Here is a 17,295-nt window from a genome sequence, read left to right on the forward strand (position 1 = left end):
CGCCATTAGCGGAGCTCGAGCAATGGGTGCCATGGTGACTTCATGACCAATGCCTACCCCGATGTCCGCAAGTCGGTCATCGTCCATGTCCCGATTGCCAAGGCGTGGGCCATCTTCACCGACCGCCCCATCGAGTGGTGGCCGGAGTCGCACGTCCTGGTGGCCTCGCCGCGCGAGGAAATCACGTTCGAGCCGAAGGTGGGCGGCCGCTACTTCGAACGCGCCCAGGATGGCACGGTGTGCCAATGGGGAACCATGCTGGAGTGGGATCCGCCCAACCGGCTGGCCATGACCTGGCGGATAGACGGCAACTGGCAGATGATCACCGATGATGACCGGGCCAGTGAGATCGAAGTGAGCTTCACCGCCCTATCGCCGGACACCACCTCGGTCGAACTCGCCCACGTCAAGCTTTTCAAGCACGGTGACGAGGCTGCCCGGCGCATCCACGCCGCGCTCAACGGACCCAGCCCCGGCGAGACGCTCGACAAGTACGCCAAGCTCGTCGCCAGATACCTGGAGGAGGGCCGATGAGGGAAATCACCTGGTCGGCAAGCGACTTCCACCCGCAGGTGGAGGTCGCCACCATCGAGGTTCCGCTCTCCTATGCCGACCCGCAGGGCGAACAGATCACGCTGGCCATCAGCCGGGTCCGCTGCGCGGATCCGGCCAAGCGACGCGGAATCCTGGTTACCCTCAACGGCGGGCCGGCCGGAAACTGGGGCGGCGGCACCAAACTCCCGCTCCGGTTCGCTTACACGCCGCTGGCGCAGCATTACGACATCATCGGCATGGATCCGCGCGGCACCGGCCAGTCGACCCCGCTGTGGCGTGAAGACCCGCGGCCCACCGCGCCCTTCAACACCAGGCCCGGCGACGAGGACTTCGCCGCCATCACCGCCGACGTCAAGGCGCTTTATGAGGCCTGTGCACGAATCGGCGGGCCGCTGCGAGAGCAGATCACCTCGGCCAACCTTGCTCGCGACATCGATGCTGTACGGGCCTTGCTCGGCGAGGAAAAGCTCACCTATGTGGGCTACGGCGATCCAACGTACAACGGTGCGGTCTACGCCACGATGTTCCCGGCGCGGGTCGACCGGATGGTGCTGGATTCGTCGCGCAACCCCGATGTCGGCTGGCGTGGCCAATTTCACTCGCAGGTGCCGGCGGTCTACGAAAACGTTGACGCGTGGGCGGAATGGGTGAGCGAGCGGGACATCCGCTTCGGGCTCGGCGCCACCAAGAAGGCCGTGCTCGCGGCCACCGAGGAAGCCGCGTTCCGCACCTACACACCGGCTTTCGACGTCGGCATCGGCACCGGCACCCGGCATCGTCCACTGTGGGCGGTCACCGCCGACCTGGTGGCTCAGCTGCGCAACCCCAGCGGCGAGGCGCAGGCCGGCGACGCCCAGGCCGCCGTGCAGAAGCTCGCCAGCCTCGATGCCTGGGCACCGGGCGAGCCGCAGGAGCGGGTGCAGTCGGTCACCGAGGCGGCCACGTGTGAGGACGAGTGGCCCACCGATCTGGACGGCTACTACGCCGACATGAGGGTTGCGCGCGAGAAATATCCATATGGCTACGGTGTCCTTCGTTTCCAGCCTCAGGTGGGTACCTTCTGGACCGACCGGAAAATGGAGAAGCCCCCGGAAATCAAGCGCGAGGGTTTCGAGCCCGGCATCGTCGTGCACGGAATAGGCAACACGATGCTCAGGCATGCCGGTGGCGAGGCCATGGCCAAGCGGCTCGGGTTCAGCCTGATCTCAGTGACCGATGAAGGACACAACGAGATATTCGCGGTACGCGGCAACAAAGAGGTCGACGATTACGTCTACCAGTACCTGATCGACGGCGTCCTGCCGCCCGAGCGAGTTATCTGTTCGGGTCCGTCCCGCCCCGACATCGCGCCCGATTCCGCAGGCGGCACAACGGGTTCCGGCGCAGGCACGCTCGTCTCCCAGATCGAGGAGTGGGATTCGGCCAACCGCCTCTGGTAGCACATAGCAGATCAAGTGCGAGACGCCCTGGCTTTCGGGAGTCAATCCCCTCCCAGGGCGTTTTGCTTGCCCCCGAGCGCGGGCAGCCGGTCGGCTACGCTTCGGGCATCGCACCGGATTACCAGAGCACATGGAAAGGCTGCGAGGCATGCAGGCACCAGACATCATCGTGTTCGCGGGCTCGGGAAGCCGCAATCTAGGTAGGGCCATTGCCAACAATCTGGGGCTGGAGCTGGGCGCTTCGGAATTGCTCCGGTTCTCGGAGGGCAATCTGTTCGTCCGGGTGCTGGAGAACGTCCGCGGGCGCGACGTCTTCATCATCCAGGGCACCGCCTTCCCGGCCAACGACAACTTCATGGAGCTGCTGTTCTGGATCGACGCGCTCAAGCGAGCCAGCGCCGCCTCGGTGACCGCGGTCATCCCCTACTTCAGCTATGCCAAGGGCGACAAGAAGGATGAGCCGCGGGTATCCATCCGGGGCCGGGTCTGTGCCGACGCCATCGCGGCGGCCGGCGCAGATCGGGTGGTCACCCTCGACCTGCACGCGCCTCAGGTGCAGGGCTTCTTCAGCATGCCGGTCGACGACCTGATTTCGCTGCCGGTGCTCTGCGAGACCATCGCGGCCAGGAATCTGCACGATCTCGTGGTGGTCGCCCCGGACGCGGGCTATGCCAAGAAGGCACGGCTGTGGGCCAACCGGCTTCAAACACCCACCGCGATCGCGGACAAGCGGCGCGTAGACCACAGCGAGTCCGCGGAGATTGTGGAGCTCATCGGCTCGGTGGAGGGCCGCACCGCGCTCATCGTGGACGACTTCACCATCAGCGCCGGCACGCTGACCGACGCCGCGCGCATCCTCATCGAACGCGGCGCCACGAAGGTCTATGCGGCGGTCACCCACGCCCTGCTCACCGGCTCGGCGATGGAGCGAATAGACAACAGCCCGATCGAGTGTCTGTTCACGACCGACAGCGTGGAGACGCAGCCCGCCAAGCTGTCCGAAAAGGTGGAGATCGTCTCGGTTGCTGGGCTATTTGCCGAGGCCATCCGGCGGATCGCCAATCGGGAAAGCATCTCGGTGCTTTTCCAGTAGAAACACTTACCCTATTCACAGGAAGCCCAGCTATCTTGGGCCCATGCCCCTACCCCCGGGGAGGCTCCAGCAGCCTGCGCCCATCGACGCCCCAGCGCAGGTCATTGCGCCGGCACCGGCACGCAACCGCCGCCCGTTGCTGATCGGCGCGGCCGCGGTGTTGGCGCTGTTGCTCACCGCGTTCCTGTCCTTCCGCATGGGTTCCGCCGACTCGGCGAAACCGCTGCCCACCGCGTCCCCCAAGCCGTCGCCCAGCCCCGCGCTGACCACGGCCCAGGTTTACGCGGCGCTCGCGCCCTCGGTGGTGGTGATCGAGACCCTGGACCCGGCCACCAACCGGGTGCAGGCCAGCGGGACGGGCATCGTCGCCAACACCGACGCCGTCATCCTGACCGCCTTTCACGTGGTCAGCGACGGCGGCGCGATCCGGGTGACCTTCGCCGACGGCACCAAGGCGACGGCGAAGGTGCTGGAAAGCGATCCCGCCATCGACATCGCCGCCCTCCAGGTCGACACGCTGCCCGCTGTGCTGGTTCCGGCGGTCATCGGTGGCAGCGGCAGGCTGGCGGTCGGTGACGATGTGGTCGCCATAGGAAACCAGCTCGGCCTGACCTTCAGCACGACCTCGGGTGTGGTCTCCGGCCTGGACAGAGCCGCCACCGGCAACAACGGCACCCGGCTGGATGGGCTGATCCAGTTCGACGCGGCGGTGAACCCCGGAAGTTCGGGCGGCCCGCTGGTCAACACCCGCGGCGAGACCATCGGCATCGTCGTGGCCCTGGCCAATCCGACAGACGCCGGCACCTTCGTCGGGATCGGCTTCGCCGTCCCCATCGGCGCGGCCCTCGGGGCCGGCGGTGGACCCGCACCCCAACAGTGAACACGACGACCCCGTAAGGACGGACCCATGCAGACACCGCCGGACAACGGTCAGAGCAGACTGTCAGCCGCGGTCGCGCGGCCCCGCGCGACCGCGGCGCCTGGCACGAGCCCGGTAGAGCAGATCCTTTACGAGGTCAAGAAGACCATCGTGGGACAGGACGCCCTGCTGGAAAGGCTTATGGTCGCTCTTCTCTCGCACGGGCACATCCTGGTCGAGGGTGTGCCGGGCCTGGCCAAAACCCTGGCGGTCAAGGCGCTGGCCGGCGCCATCGGCGGGCAGTTCCACCGGGTCCAGTTCACGCCCGACCTGGTGCCCGCCGACATCGTCGGAACCCGCATCTACCACCAGCTCAGCGGCGAGTTCCAGGTCTCGCTCGGGCCGGTTTTCACCAACCTGCTGCTCGCCGATGAGATCAACCGGGCGCCGGCGAAGGTGCAGAGCGCGCTGCTGGAGGTGATGCAGGAGCAACAGGTCACCATCGGCCGCGAGACACACCTCGTGCCACGGCCGTTCCTGGTGATGGCCACGCAGAACCCGATCGAGTCCGAGGGCACCTATCCGCTGCCGGAAGCGCAGGTCGACCGGTTCATGATGAAGGTGCTCGTGGGCTACCCCAGCACCACCGAGGAGTTCGTCATCGTGGAGCGGGCCATCGCCCCGGATCCGGTCAGCCAGGCGATCGTCGACCCGGAGAAGCTCATCGAGATGCAGGCCCAGGTGGAGCAGGTCTACGTGGACCCGTCGCTGATCGAATATTCGGTGCGCCTGGCAAGCGCCACCCGCTATCCGGCCGAGGTCGGTCAGCACGACTTGCAGCGCTACATCAGTTACGGCGCCAGCCCACGGGCTTCCATCAATCTGGTCCTGGCCGGGCGCGCGCTCGCCTTCATCCGGGGACGCGATTACGTTCTGCCGCAAGACATCGCCGACCTGGCTCTGGACGTGCTGCGCCATCGTCTGGTGCTCTCCTACGAGGCGCTCTCCGACGATGTCACCGCTGACGAGCTGCTCACCAGAATATTGATGAGTTTGCCGGTACCGGATAAGCCTCTGCAAAGGATCGCAGAGCGGTGACAGGCACGCCTGACCGGCTGCTGCGGCGCCTGGAGTGGAACGTCATCCGTCGGCTGCACGGACAGCTGCAGGGCGCCTACCGCACCGTGTTCCGAGGCACCGGAATCGACTTTGCCGATCTGCGCGTCTACTCCCCCGAGGACGACGTCAGGCACATCGACTGGAACGTCACTGCGCGGCTCGACGAGCCGCACGTGCGCCAGTACACCGAGGACCGTGAGCTCACCGCGTGGCTGGTGCTGGACCAATCGGCCTCGATGAGGTTCGGCGCCGCCCCGCATCGCAAGGATTCGGTGCTCGTCGAGCTCGCCGTCTGCCTGGCCCGCCTGTTCACCCAGGGCGGCAACCGGGTCGGGGCGATCCTTTACGACAACCGGTTCCAGCGGGTGATCCCGGCGCGCACCGGCCGCACCCACGTGCTTCACCTGACCCACGAGCTCACCAAGGCGACGGCCGCACCGGCGGATGGGAACACCACCAATCTCGAAGCGATGCTGCGGCTGGCGGCGGCCACCGCCCGGCGGCGCAGCCTGATCTTTGTCATCTCCGACTTCATCGGTGATCTCGACTGGGAGCCGGCGCTGACCCGGTTGACCCACCGGCATGAGGTGGTCGCGATCCGCGTGGTCGATCCGATGGAGCTGGAGCTGCCCGACCTTGGCCTGGTGCTCATCGAAGATGCCGAGACCGGCGAACAGCTCCTCGCCGACACGAGCGATCCCCTTTTCCGGCAACGGTTGCAGGCCGAGGTGACGGGCCGCGAGCACGCCCTGGCCGCGGCGATGCGGCGGGCGACGGTCACGGCACACCGCATGACCACCGACGAGGACCTGACCCGGGCTCTGGTCGGCATGGTGCAAAGCTCCAAGCGCAGGCGCGCATGAGCTTCCAGAATCCTTGGCTGCTGCTGGTCGCCGCGATAATCGTGGCGGGCCTCGGCTTCGCCTATCACCGGCTGCAGCGTAAGCGGACGAACGCCCTGGCCGCGGCTGGCCTGACCCCGGCCAACCCGCGTCGCGCGGGCCTGCGCCGCCATCTGCCACCGCTGCTTTTCCTTGCCGCGCTTGGCTTTCTGCTGGTCGGTCTGGCCCGTCCACAAGCGACGGTCCCGGTCCCCCGCGCGTCGGGCACCGTGGTCCTCGCCTTCGACGTGTCAAACAGCATGGCGGCCAAGGACATCGCCCCCGCCCGGCTCGCCGCCGCCCAGGCCGCGGCGATCGAATTCGTCAAGGCCCAGCCGGACACGGTGGACATCGGCGTGGTCGCTTTCGGTCAGGGTGCGCAAACCACCCAGCTGCCGTCAAACGATCACGTGTCCACGATCGCCGCGATCAACCGGCTGACCATCGCCGGCGGCACCTCACTGGGCCAGGCCATCCTGGGTTCGCTGACCGTCATCACCGGGCAACCGGCCAGTGTGGCCGAGGACGCCCCGCCCACCGACCTGGGCTACTGGCCCTCCGCGACCATCGTGCTGCTCTCCGACGGGGAGGACACCGGCGGTCCCGATCCGGTCGCCGCGGCCGAGCTGGCCGCGACCGCCGGAGTACATATTGAGACGATCGGCATCGGCACGGTCAACGGCTCTATCATTGAGGTCGATGGGTTCCAGGTAGCTACCTCGCTAAATGAAGAGCTTCTGGCCGAAATCGCGGAAACGACCACCGGCTCCTACCACCGGGCCGAGGACGCGCAATCCCTCGGCGCTATCTACAAATCGCTCGACCTGAGGATCACCCTCGAAGATGAGTTCATCGAACTCACCAGCGTGATCGTCGCGATCGCGGTGCTGCTCCTCACGGTCGGCGCACTATTGATGATCAACTGGTTCGGACGGATCCTCTGATGGCACTGAACTGGCCGTGGGCCCTGATCGCGCTGTTGGCCTTCCCGCTGCTGTTGGGCTTCCGGTGGTGGACCCGCCGCCGGCGCCGGCGGGAAGCCGTCACGATTTCGAGCGTCACCCTGATCCGGGCCGCTCTGCCCGGCCGGTCGCTGTGGCGTCGCCGCATTCCGATCTGGTTGTTCGCGGTCGGCCTGGTGGTGCTCGGCACCGGCGCCGCCCGGCCGCACGCCTCCATTCCCGTGCCGTCCAACGCCGCCACCATCCTGCTGGCGATCGACGTGTCCGGCTCGATGTGCTCGACCGATGTGCAACCCAACCGCCTCACCGTCGCCCAGAACGCCGCTCGGGACTTCATCAAGGCACAGAAGGGCACCCGCATCGGCCTGGTCACCTTCTCCGGCATCGCCGGCCTGCTGGTCGCGCCGACCATCGAACAGAAGCCGCTGCTCGACGCGATCGACACGCTGCGTACCTCCCGCGGCACCGCGATCGGCCTGGCCATCCTGGCCTCGATCGACGCCATCGCCGAGATCAACCCCAACGTGGCCCCCACCGGGATAGACATGGCGGGCGACAACCCCAGCTCCGGCAACGACTCCGGCGAATATCAGCCCGAAACCATCGTCGTGCTCACCGACGGTCGCAACACCCACGGCGTCACCCCGGAGACCGCGGCCGCCGAGGCCGCGGCCCGCCACATCCGCGTCTACACCATCGGTTTCGGCACCACCGAGCCCTCCGCCATGGTCTGCTCGCGCGACCAGATCAGCGGCGACCCGATGCGGCCCGAAGGCCGCGGCTTCGGCGGTGGCGGCTTCGGCCGCTTCCAGCAGATCGACGAGGGCACGCTCAAAGAGGTTGCCCAGACGACGGGCGGCGACTATTTCCACGCCGTCGACGCCAAGGAACTCAACGAGGTCATGCAGGATCTACCCAACACCATTGTGCTGCAACGTGAATTCGTCGAGATCACGGTCTGGTTCGCTCTCGTGGGCGCGTTGCTCATCGCGACCGCGGTGGCCCTGGCCCAATGGTGGAACCGCTCCTTCACCTGACCACCGGCAGCACCCGGCCGACCAGCTCCTGGCGAAAGAGTTCGGGTTGGGTGAAGGCGGCGAAGTGGCTCGCGTTTTCGATGAGCGCGATCTCTTTGTGCGGCGCGTCGATGGTGGCGAAGTAGTCCTGGGCCAGGCTGGTGATCGTCAGGATGTCGGCGGCGCCTTGGAACAGGAAGAACGGCACCTCGAACCGCGTCGGCAGCCGGTCGGTGGAGTAGGCCTGAATTTCGGCGTGCAGCTGCCTTCCCGTCTCCAGGAACCCGGCGAGCAGATGCCGGACGTCGCCCAGCGAGTAGATCGGGGAGGTCAGCGCGAGCGGGAAGAGCAGTTTGGTCACACCGTTGGGCGTCACCGGGTCGGTCTTCATGGTCCAGTCCATCTTGACCTGCCACGCCCGCAGGTCCCAGGCGGCCGGGTCGGCCCCGATTTTCTCAAGTGCGGCAACGGCTTTGGTGTTGCCGGCGGCTCTTACCCGGTCGAGGGTCAGCTGGTAGCCGAGGGCTTCGTTGCGCCGCATATCGGTGTACATGTCGGTGCAGACGATCGCGGAGAACAGCTCGGGATGTTTCTGGACCAGGGGCAGGCCGAGAAGGGTACCCATAGAACCGGCAAATAAAATGATCTTCTCTTGGCTCAGCTTGGCCTGAAGGAAGCGGATCACTTCGATCGCCTCCTCCGCCATCTGCGCATAGCTGTTGGTGGCGGCTTTGCCGCAGCGCGCACGGGTCTTGCCGACGCCCCGCCGGTCCCACTGCACGACAGTGAAGTGCTTCTCCCAGGAGCGGATGAGCGGCGTGAACACGGCATAGGGCGAGCCCGGGCCGCCATGCAGAACCAGCATCACCGGGTTGGCCCTGTCCTCGCCGCGGATCTGGACCCACTGCTCGACGCCGCCGACCGTGACGTAGTGCTCCTCGGCTATCCCGTGCGGATTGTTGATCTTCAGAGCCTCGGCGATTTCGCGGCGGCGTCTTCCTCGGGTGGCCATGATTGCCAGCATTTTTTCGTTCCTCCCATTTGGTGTTGACCCGACTGTACACATGTCTTAGACATCTGTGCAAGACGTTTGTCTCAAACCTGGGATATGCTCGCCGCATGGGAAATCGTGAGGCTCTGCTCGACGGGGCAAAGCGCTGCCTGTTCGAGAAGGGCTACACCCGCACCACGGCGCGCGACATCGCCACGGCCGCGGGGGTCAGCCTGGCCGCCATCGGCTATCACTTCGGGTCGACCGAGGCGCTGCTCAACGAGGCGCTCTTCGCCGCCGTCGTCGAGTGGGGCAATGAGCTGTCCGAGGCGCTGAAGTCCGCGCAGCAGGAAAAGGGCGACCGTTTCGAGGCGGTGTGGAGGTCCATCATCGCGTCGTTCCCGGCGCACCGTCCTTTGTGGGCGACCCAGTTCGAGCTCATCGGCCAGATCGACCGGCTGCCACAACTGCACGACTTCCTGGTGCAGTCCCAGCGAACCGGCCGCGACGAGCTGGCCCAGCTGTTCAGCGCCATCGATCCGGCATCGCCGTCGGCCCGCGCGGTCGGCGCCTTCCACCAAGCTCTGCTCGCCGGGGTCATGGTGCAATGGCTGGTAGACCCGTCAACCGCGCTGTCCGCCGCGGACCTCGCCGAGGCCCTCCGAACCGTTGCCGCCGCCGGGACGTAATCGCCACGCATGACGATGGCGGCCCGCTGGTTCAGCGGGCCGCCATGTCGTGATTGGACGGATCAGGTCAGGATGAATGCTTGCTGGGCTTGCAGGACCGAGCCGATGTTGATGAACCCCACCCGGTTACCGCAGAAAGGCAACCCGGCCACGTTGCAGGGCACTCCGAACTGCGCGATGCTCATCAGCCCGGCGGCCCGCACCTTGCTGAAGTCCGCGGTGAGCGTGAAGACGGGTCCCCCGCTGTCGCCGGAGCCGGCGGCGATCGCGGTGGAAGAGCCGAGCGCTGTTCCGAACACCAGGTTGTCCACCCGGACGAAGGAGGTGGGCCCGGTCTGGATGAGCGCCGTCGAGGAGATCAGGTCGGTGATGACATCGCAATGCACGCCAGTCGATGCGCCCGAGGTGCAGACGAACTGGCCAACGAAATTGTTCACCCACCCGACGACGGGCTTGCTGAACGCGCCCACCGGAGCGCCGTCGAACATCCGCGCGGCCGAATTCGTTGGCACGAAAAGGGAATCGCTGTTGAAGGCGGCCGTCTGCGGGGAGGGAACCTCGGCGGTCCCGATGAAACGCCCCGCTCCCGTGGTGACCGAAACCCCGCCGCCGCGCGCACAGTGCTCGGCGGTGAGAATGCCGGTGGTCAGGGTGAACCAGTTCTGGCGGCCCACAGCGAAACCGGTGCTGCAGACCTGGCCGCCCAGCCGGGCCACGCCGCCGGCCCAGAACGGCGGGGTGTCGGTGGCGCGGTCGATGAAGACCATCCGGTCTTCGTCGACGACCTCGACCTCGACCGGCCACTCTATGGGCTTCGGCTCGCCCTTGAGGAAACCGATCCGCAGGCCGCTGCCGTCCACGAGCGGGGCGATGGTGACTATGTCGGGGTAGGCGTCGCGGGCCCGCAGGATCTCCTCCTGCGCGCTGGCCAGCTCGGCGCCGCTGTAGCGGGCCTCGTACACCTCGGCTCGGTAGCCGATGCTCTCCAGGCGGGCGATCTGCTCCCTTACCTCCCCGGGCACCTCGCCCTTCCAGTAGATGTCCGCGGCACGATCCTTGACCCGCAGCCGGATCCCGCCCAAGCCGGTGCGTTCCTTGTCGGCGCGGCTGATCGCCTCGGCCGCGTCAACCAGTGGGGCCTGCAGCGCCATCAGCTCCGCCGCGGCGTTGGAGCCCGCCTTCGGATCGTCGTTGCCGATGATCGGCTTCTCCTCACGCGGTGCTGACCACGCCGGGGTCGACGTGGAAGCGGCGATGAACCCAAGGGCCACCACCGCGGCCAACGCGCTCAATCGGCGTCGGTGCGCTCGGACAGTCATGGCGTTCCTCCACTTTGCACAGTGACCGGAAGTGTCCGATCCCACCCGGCCCTCGTGCTGGGCAGGTGCTCTCATGGTGCGAGATCCACCGGCGGGCGGCGTCAGCCCCCGATCTGACCTCACGGGTCCACCGGCAGTCGTACCTGCGGCACGCGGATACGACTTCAGTCGTACTCAGGCGTGGCTGAGTAGCTGAGCGGATGCCCGGCGCTCTGGCGCATCGCGATAATCTTGGACATGCGTGACGTCGACGGGGGCAACGCGCGACCCGTTCCTCTCCTCCAGGTCGGAATCCATCTCATCACCATCTATGCAGTCGTGGCGGTGGCGATTCCAGTGGGGTACTTCCTGCTGGCGATCCTGCTGATCGGCGGCTCGGCAAGCCTTCCTGGCGTGGCAGTGTTCGCGGTCCTCGCCTTGGCCGCCGTGGTCGGCACCGCCGCCCAACTCAGATCCCGCCCAATCGCTACGTCACCGTCATCGCCTTTGGGCGCACCCTTCCGGGCTCGTGCGGCGAGGTCGCCCTCGACTCCCAGCTGGAGACAAGCGAATGCTCCCGCGAACCGGACGGCTTGATCTACCGCAAAGGCGTGCTGTATCACGGATATCAGATCCGGCTGGGCGAGGTCGTGGTCGAGGTGGCCGGAACGCTTGCCGTCCCGCGTGACGATCTGCGCAATGCCGTTGCCAAGGTTCGTCCCTCCGGAACGCTATTTACCACCGATATTCCTGGGTACCAGGCACGCGTTCAAGGCATCCCGCCAGGCACCATGCTCGAGGCGGGCGGACAGGGCAACGGCCACCTCGACGTCCTCATTTCGATGCAGGGGATGTCGATGTACGACGACTATCTGTGCGTTCCCATGCAGGAGTGCGAAAGGGAAGAGGCCGACCTGACCTACTGGCGGGAGGCCACGTCACACGGCTACGTCCACCGCCGAGGTAAAACCGGTGTCTACATCAGAGGCGGCCTCAGCGTCGACCGCGCTCTTCTGCGGGAAACTGTCCTATCTGCTCGGCAGATGACCGATAGCGAGGTGCTGCAGGCCTTTCCGAGCGCGCCACTCGCCCCGGGGCTAGCCAATTGGATCCGCTCCGTTCTCCCGGACAGGTGAACCCGAGCGTCCTCGTTGGTTACGCGGGCCGAAGAGCGCGTTGAGGTTGATGACACCGATCACGGCGCCGTCCACCATGACCGCGGCCGCGGGCTCTAGTCTGGACGAGTTCGGGTTCATCCACGGGGGCTCGGCAACACCTTGCGGCAGATACTGTTTGAAGATTTCAGCACTCCCCTTGGCCGGCTCGTCGCGCATCTGCTCGGCGATCAGCTGGGCGGCGTCGATCCCCGACGCGAGATGTGAAACTGTCGACGGCCGCACCACCAGGTCCCGCGTGGCGGCCGGTGCCCGATGACGCGCGTCGCCGCGCGGCCGCTGGTATTTCTGCGCCAGCACCTCCAGATTGCGCTGTGCCGCTTCGGAATACGCCGGACTCAAGGTGGCCCCGAGCAGATAGTGCCCGCGACGCAACCTGTACAGAACCAACTCGCCGTCCTCCACTTCGATCGTGGCCTTCGCAAGTTTTCCGCGCTCGATGCGCCGCAAGCCGGCAGCGATTCGGTGATCGAGCGCGATGAGCTGGCGGCCGGCTCGCTCGAGCCGAGCTCGCCGTTCGTCGGCGGTCAGGGGCGCCACCAAATTGGCCAATGCCGAGCTGTGCAGCACGTCGACGTAGAACTGGCAGTGGCCGTCGGCGAAAGCCGCCACGAAGTGAACGCCTCCGGTGTCCACCACCCGCATACAGTCGTCGAGCAGCTCTGGATGGCAGGAGGTGCCATCGAACATGCGGGCATAGGCCTGCTGCCCGCCGTTCAGCGGCCAGTGATGGTGATCTGACTTGCGCACGGCCATTCCAGGCACGGTCTTGATATCGACGTAGTGAAGATCTACAACGATCATGTATCCGGCGGTCACCGCGATCATAGGGCCGACGATCGCCAGGACCGTCCCGGCGGACGCCGCGAACGGCCAGCCGAAGATGCTGGAAGACACACCCGCCACGGTCATCGCGACGCCCAGGGTGGCCTGAACGCCGGCCACGACCGGCAGTTGCCGCTTGATCAGCGGCTGCCACAGGGTGATCGCCACCAGCACGCCGAGCCCGGCCACGGTGAGATAGCCCAGACGCGACAGTGAAGGAGCGGGACCGTTCGTCAAGGCCACCCCGATGAAGATTTCGATCAAGAGCGGGACGAGCAGTGCTGAAAGCAATGGCAGCAGTCTTCTTCTCATCACGGCTTTCCTCGAGTAATCAATGCCGACGATCAGTGGGCGGTGCGGGACCCAATCTAGAGCGCGGCCGAGGCGCCTGTAAAGCAGTTCACGAATATTGGTAAAGCACCGTCCACCTGCACAGATATCCTCGATCAAAGGCAATTACGGATCAGCGAAACCCCTTTTTAGAGCCAATTTGCAAAGGCGAATTGGCCGCCTCAGATTGACAATTGAATGTGGTTTGCGCCAAGCGGCAGCGCACCGGTGCGCGAGTAGCCGGGCCGTGCCATCTGGCAATTGTCATTCGTCGGGAACGCCGGGTCCTGGACACTGAACAGCGCCGATGTCATCCTTAAGCCCTCCCCCTGTTAACCACGACGATCAATCCAACCCCAGAAGGGCTCCATGGTGTCTCACCCAGTCAACCCGGTCATCCAGCGTCGCCAGCTGGCGACCGCACTGCGTGATGCCCGCGGCCGGGCGGAAAAGACCATCGTGGAGGTCGCTGAGCACCTGATGTGCTCCACCGCCAAAATCAGCCGGATGGAAACGGGTCAGCGCCCGGCCAGCCCGCGCGACGTGCGGGACCTCTGTGCCTTCTATGAGATTGACGATGAGGAGCGCGAACGCTTGATCGCCCTGGCCCGCGACGGGCGCCAGCGCGGCTGGTGGGAAGGCCACAACCTGGCACCGGTTTACTCCACCTACGTCGGATTCGAAGCGGTCGCAATCTCCATTCAGGACTACAAATCCAGCATCGTGCCGGGTTTCCTGCAGACCAACGACTATGCGCAGGCGATCATCCGCGGCTTCTTCGCCGAGCCGGATCCGTTGCTGACCGACCGGCTGGCCCGCACCCGCATGGAACGCCAATCGCTGTTGTTCGATCGCGAAAGTCCGCCCAGCATCCACTCCATCATGGATGAGGCGGCGATGCGGCGGGTCGTGGGCAGCAACGACATCATGGCCGAGCAGCTTCAGCGGCTGATCAGCGACACCGAGGCCTTCGACCTGCGGGTCCAGATAGTGCCGTTCAGCGCCGGCGCGCACGCCGGAGTGGAGACCACTTTCAGCATCCTGTCCTTCGGCGACGCCGCTGTCCCCACGGCGGTCTTCGCCGAGGACGTCTTCGGCATCATGCAACTCGATCACAGCGACCTGGTGCGCTGCGAGCAGATCTTCCAGCACTTGGCGAAGGCCGCCCTGCCACCGGACGAATCCCTCGCCTTCATCAAAAAGATCATCCGTGAGTACGTAAATCGCGATTCCTGATTGGACACCCGCTCACACCAAAGGAGACGATCTTGTACACGCCAACCGGAAACTGGAGAAAGGCAAGCTGGTCCGTTGCTGAGGGCGCCTGTGTCGAGGTCGCGCCAGCACAGGGTGGTGTTCTCGTCCGCAATTCGAAGGACCGCACCGGCCCGATCGTCCGCTTCACCGACGCGGAGTGGAAGGCGTTTCTCAACGGGGTCAAACACGGTGAGTTCGACAGCCTAGCGTGACGCGAGGCCGCTTTCCCAACGCGCGGCGCCTTCGACAAGCTGTGCAATCCGCTCGGCGGGCAGGTACTGGGAGAAGTGCGACAGCACCGGCTGCGGATCGAGCCCGAGCTCGATATGCCCGAGCAGATAATTGCGCAGCTTGTCCTCCACGGTCAGCGGGTAGGGGATCCCGCGGGGACGGCCAAAGCGATGCATCCAGCGCAGCCACGGCAGGCACAGGCACCGTCGCCCGGCCTGCCGGAACTTGGCGTGCAGATAGCCCTCCTCGCCACCGAACCCGCGAAAGCCGGGATGGAAACCGGGCCAGGCCTCTGCGCGGCAGCTGAAAACCCCGAGCCCCTGCATCGGGATCTCGAACGGCTCGGCTTCGCCATCCAGGCCACGCTCGTCGGTGGCCCAGACGCCCCACATCTGGTCACGCCAGACGGGGTCGAAGTGGGTGGAAATCAGCTCACCGTCGTCGTAGACCAGCGGTCCCTGCAGAAGGTCGTGGCAGCCGGGGTTGTCGCGATAGAAGCGCTTGAGCCGCGCGATGGTGCCGGGGGCGAAGAGCACATGTGAGTCGCAGCAGAGCACGGCGGCCCCGCTGGCGTTGCGGAAGACGAGTTCTTTCGCTGCCGCCGTACCCACCACATCATCGGCAAGGACATAGGTGCTGCGCGCCCAGTCGCGGACGAAATCGCGGGTGTGTGCGCAGCCGTAGTTGTCGACCACCAGCAGCTCGACGTTCTCCAAGTCGTGATATTGGCGCAGCGCCTGCAGCGTGAAGTAGGTGCCGTCGAAGTCGTCATAGGTGGCCATCCCGATGGTCAGCTCGGGCTTGCCGTGAATCAGCGGCACGGCCGCCGGTTTCGCTTGGGGCGCAGGAGGTTCGACCGGCTCCGGCCGTTGCGCGGACACGAGCCCCAGCGCCACCAGACCGACCGCGACGGCGGCCAGTTGCCCGACGGGAAGGCCGGAAAGCCAGGTGAGGATATCCGGCCCGCTGTCGGCCCGGCCCAGCCAAATCACCACACACGCGGGGATGGCGAGGGTGATGCCGCGGGTCAGCGAGGCTAGCGCGCCTCCGGCGAGGACCGATCCGAGCGCAAGGCAGCACAATGTCAGCACCGCTGACCACCACGCCGTGGCCTGTTGCAGCAAGCCAAATGCGACCACCACTTCGGCGATGGCCATCGCCCGGCGATAACCGGGCGATTCGGCAATGTCTTTGAATCCGGCGATCGCCAATGGAACGGCGATCAGCAGGCGGAACACCGCAAGAACATCATCCACCTCAGATCCTCAGGCGTCGTTTCAGCCGGCGGATGAAGCCACGGGTGGCCCTCACCACGGCCAGCAGAGCCCCGAACAAGCCGCTGGCGATGAGAATGCCTGCCGCACAGTTGAACTCACCAATGATCGCGAAGACCGCGGCGAGCAACGGCAATCCGGCCGAGAGCCTGGCGAACCAGTCGCAAAGCTTCTCGACAACCGCGCCGGTGCGGAAGAACAGCATCCACGAGGGCAGGAGGAAGAATGCAGTAACCGCAAGGCTTACCGCCCAGTCGAACAGCGCCAGGCCGACGTATCCGCGGCAGGCCCACACCACGAACGACACCGCGGCGGAGGCCGCGATCCCCAGCGCCAGCCACATAACGACCGTGCCGAAGAAGCCGAGGCTCTCCCGCAGGGGCGGCGCGGTGGTCGTGGTCGTGGTGGTGGTCGGCACCGGAGTGGTGGTAGTCGTAGTCGGCGCCGGGGTGGTCGTGGTAGTGGTCGGGGCCGGCGTGGTGGTGGTCGTCGTCGTAGGCGCAGGCGTGGTCGTGGTTGTCGTCGGCGGCGGTGTGGTCGTGGTGGTGGTGGTGGTTGTCGTCGTCGGTGGCGGTGTGGTGGTGGTGGTGGTTGTCGTCGTTGGCGGAGGTGTGGTGGTGGTTGTCGTCGTGGGCGGAGGTGTGGTGGTGGTTGTTGTCGTCGTGGTGGTGGTCGTCGTTGGTGAAACCTCGACCCCGGTGAACTCGACCGCGAGGAAACCCGCCTCCGGCGCGTCGGTCAGCTGCACGCTGCTGACACCGTTGGCCCAGGCGACTTCGCTCGGCACGCTCGACGAGCCCTCGCGCTGGAACAGCTGAACCCGCCACTGGCCCCTGGCCGAGAGCACCGCGTCGACAAGCGCGAAGCAGGCTTGCACCCCGCTATAGGGCTCGGCCGGATTGCCCCAGGAAGGCATGGGCGCCAACGGTTCCCATGGCGTGCCCGGCGGGAGTATGAGCCTGGTGCCGTCCGGGGCGATCAGAACGTAGTCGTAGTCGTTTTGGGTAGCTCCGACCAGCAGCACGCACAGCCCGGTGACCGACATGTCGGCGGCGGCCGGTGAGTAGCCGAGATCCCATCGCCACTCATCGGGTGCTATCGCTTGGCCCTGCCCGTATCCGGGCACCGGGTCGCCGGGAGGTGAGTCCAAAATGGTCTGTGTGTTGACCTCGCACCAGAACTCTACGAGTGGGTCCGGCTCGCCCGGCAACGGCAAGGTGGGCAGGGAGGGGGTGAGGAACGCGCTTGGGGCCGGCCCGTGGTGCGCGTAGACCCGCAATTTGATCATGGATGCTCCACAG

General features: G+C 66.1%; 17 protein-coding genes. 12 read left to right on the forward strand and 5 right to left on the reverse strand.

The window, feature by feature from the left end; all coding sequences use genetic code 11:
- Positions 1-42 precede the first annotated feature (42 nt).
- The 8 genes from Rhe02_RS03100 to Rhe02_RS03135 all read left to right on the forward strand — a co-directional run bounded on the left by Rhe02_RS03100 (position 43) and on the right by Rhe02_RS03135 (position 7,945).
- Positions 43-534, forward strand: a complete 492-nt coding sequence (locus Rhe02_RS03100) for an SRPBCC family protein (protein ID WP_203906505.1) — start codon at positions 43-45, stop codon at positions 532-534.
- Positions 531-1,994: an alpha/beta fold hydrolase gene (locus Rhe02_RS03105; protein WP_203906506.1), complete on the forward strand. Its 1,464-nt coding sequence runs from the start codon at positions 531-533 to the stop codon at positions 1,992-1,994. The genes Rhe02_RS03100 and Rhe02_RS03105 overlap by 4 nt, the downstream gene beginning before the upstream one ends.
- Positions 1,995-2,142: 148 nt before the next feature.
- Entirely contained in the window at positions 2,143-3,087 is a 945-nt protein-coding gene (locus Rhe02_RS03110) for a ribose-phosphate diphosphokinase (RefSeq protein WP_203906507.1), read from the forward strand.
- Between the two features lie 43 nt (positions 3,088-3,130).
- Positions 3,131-3,967: a S1C family serine protease gene (locus Rhe02_RS03115; RefSeq protein WP_203906508.1), complete on the forward strand. Its 837-nt coding sequence runs from the start codon at positions 3,131-3,133 to the stop codon at positions 3,965-3,967.
- Between the two features lie 27 nt (positions 3,968-3,994).
- Positions 3,995-5,044, forward strand: a complete 1,050-nt coding sequence (locus Rhe02_RS03120; RefSeq protein ID WP_203906509.1) for an AAA family ATPase — start codon at positions 3,995-3,997, stop codon at positions 5,042-5,044.
- Positions 5,041-5,928, forward strand: a complete 888-nt coding sequence (locus Rhe02_RS03125; RefSeq protein ID WP_203906510.1) for a DUF58 domain-containing protein — start codon at positions 5,041-5,043, stop codon at positions 5,926-5,928. Before Rhe02_RS03120 ends, Rhe02_RS03125 begins: the two co-directional genes overlap by 4 nt.
- On the forward strand, positions 5,925-6,890 hold the full coding sequence (locus tag Rhe02_RS03130) for a VWA domain-containing protein (RefSeq protein WP_203906511.1): 966 nt from the start codon (positions 5,925-5,927) through the stop codon (positions 6,888-6,890). Before Rhe02_RS03125 ends, Rhe02_RS03130 begins: the two co-directional genes overlap by 4 nt.
- Positions 6,890-7,945 (forward strand): VWA domain-containing protein, encoded by a 1,056-nt coding sequence (locus Rhe02_RS03135; protein ID WP_203906512.1) that lies wholly within the window; start codon positions 6,890-6,892, stop codon positions 7,943-7,945. The genes Rhe02_RS03130 and Rhe02_RS03135 overlap by 1 nt, the downstream gene beginning before the upstream one ends.
- Here the strand turns inward: Rhe02_RS03135 and Rhe02_RS03140 are convergent.
- The gene (locus Rhe02_RS03140) at positions 7,938-8,948 is read right to left on the reverse strand and encodes an alpha/beta fold hydrolase (protein ID WP_239123260.1); all 1,011 of its coding nucleotides are present in this window, start codon (positions 8,946-8,948) and stop codon (positions 7,938-7,940) included. The genes Rhe02_RS03135 and Rhe02_RS03140 overlap by 8 nt on opposite strands.
- A 95-nt stretch (positions 8,949-9,043) precedes the next feature.
- Between Rhe02_RS03140 and Rhe02_RS03145 the strand changes: the two genes are divergently transcribed.
- On the forward strand, positions 9,044-9,604 hold the full coding sequence (locus tag Rhe02_RS03145) for a TetR/AcrR family transcriptional regulator (protein ID WP_203906513.1): 561 nt from the start codon (positions 9,044-9,046) through the stop codon (positions 9,602-9,604).
- Positions 9,605-9,666: 62 nt separating this feature from the next.
- On the opposite strand, the gene Rhe02_RS03150 is transcribed toward Rhe02_RS03145, so the two are convergent.
- Positions 9,667-10,923, reverse strand: coding sequence for a chymotrypsin family serine protease (locus tag Rhe02_RS03150; protein ID WP_203906514.1), 1,257 nt, complete (start codon positions 10,921-10,923; stop codon positions 9,667-9,669).
- 590 nt (positions 10,924-11,513) lie between these two features.
- On the opposite strand from Rhe02_RS03150, the gene Rhe02_RS03155 reads away from it, so the two are divergent.
- A complete protein-coding gene (locus Rhe02_RS03155; protein ID WP_203906515.1) occupies positions 11,514-12,038 on the forward strand; it encodes a hypothetical protein in 525 nt (174 codons plus the stop codon).
- On the opposite strand, the gene Rhe02_RS03160 is transcribed toward Rhe02_RS03155, so the two are convergent.
- Positions 12,000-13,358 carry a hypothetical protein gene (locus Rhe02_RS03160; RefSeq protein ID WP_203906516.1) on the reverse strand — a complete coding sequence of 453 codons (1,359 nt, stop codon included), beginning with the start codon at positions 13,356-13,358 and terminating at the stop codon, positions 12,000-12,002. The genes Rhe02_RS03155 and Rhe02_RS03160 overlap by 39 nt on opposite strands.
- A gap of 243 nt (positions 13,359-13,601) precedes the next feature.
- Here Rhe02_RS03160 and Rhe02_RS03165 point away from each other — a divergent pair, with 243 nt between their 5' ends.
- The gene (locus Rhe02_RS03165; protein ID WP_203906517.1) at positions 13,602-14,468 is read left to right on the forward strand and encodes a helix-turn-helix domain-containing protein; all 867 of its coding nucleotides are present in this window, start codon (positions 13,602-13,604) and stop codon (positions 14,466-14,468) included.
- A gap of 32 nt (positions 14,469-14,500) precedes the next feature.
- Positions 14,501-14,701 carry a DUF397 domain-containing protein gene (locus Rhe02_RS03170; RefSeq protein WP_203906518.1) on the forward strand — a complete coding sequence of 67 codons (201 nt, stop codon included), beginning with the start codon at positions 14,501-14,503 and terminating at the stop codon, positions 14,699-14,701.
- Here Rhe02_RS03170 and Rhe02_RS03175 read toward each other — a convergent pair.
- Both Rhe02_RS03175 and Rhe02_RS03180 read right to left on the reverse strand, forming a co-directional pair.
- Positions 14,693-15,976 carry a glycosyltransferase family A protein gene (locus tag Rhe02_RS03175; RefSeq protein WP_203906519.1) on the reverse strand — a complete coding sequence of 428 codons (1,284 nt, stop codon included), beginning with the start codon at positions 15,974-15,976 and terminating at the stop codon, positions 14,693-14,695. The genes Rhe02_RS03170 and Rhe02_RS03175 overlap by 9 nt on opposite strands.
- A 1-nt stretch (position 15,977) precedes the next feature.
- Positions 15,978-17,282 carry a hypothetical protein gene (locus Rhe02_RS03180; RefSeq protein WP_203906520.1) on the reverse strand — a complete coding sequence of 435 codons (1,305 nt, stop codon included), beginning with the start codon at positions 17,280-17,282 and terminating at the stop codon, positions 15,978-15,980.
- Positions 17,283-17,295 lie beyond the last annotated feature (13 nt).

The organism is Rhizocola hellebori, from assembly GCF_016862955.1.
Classification (GTDB): Bacteria; Actinomycetota; Actinomycetes; order Mycobacteriales; family Micromonosporaceae; genus Rhizocola; species Rhizocola hellebori.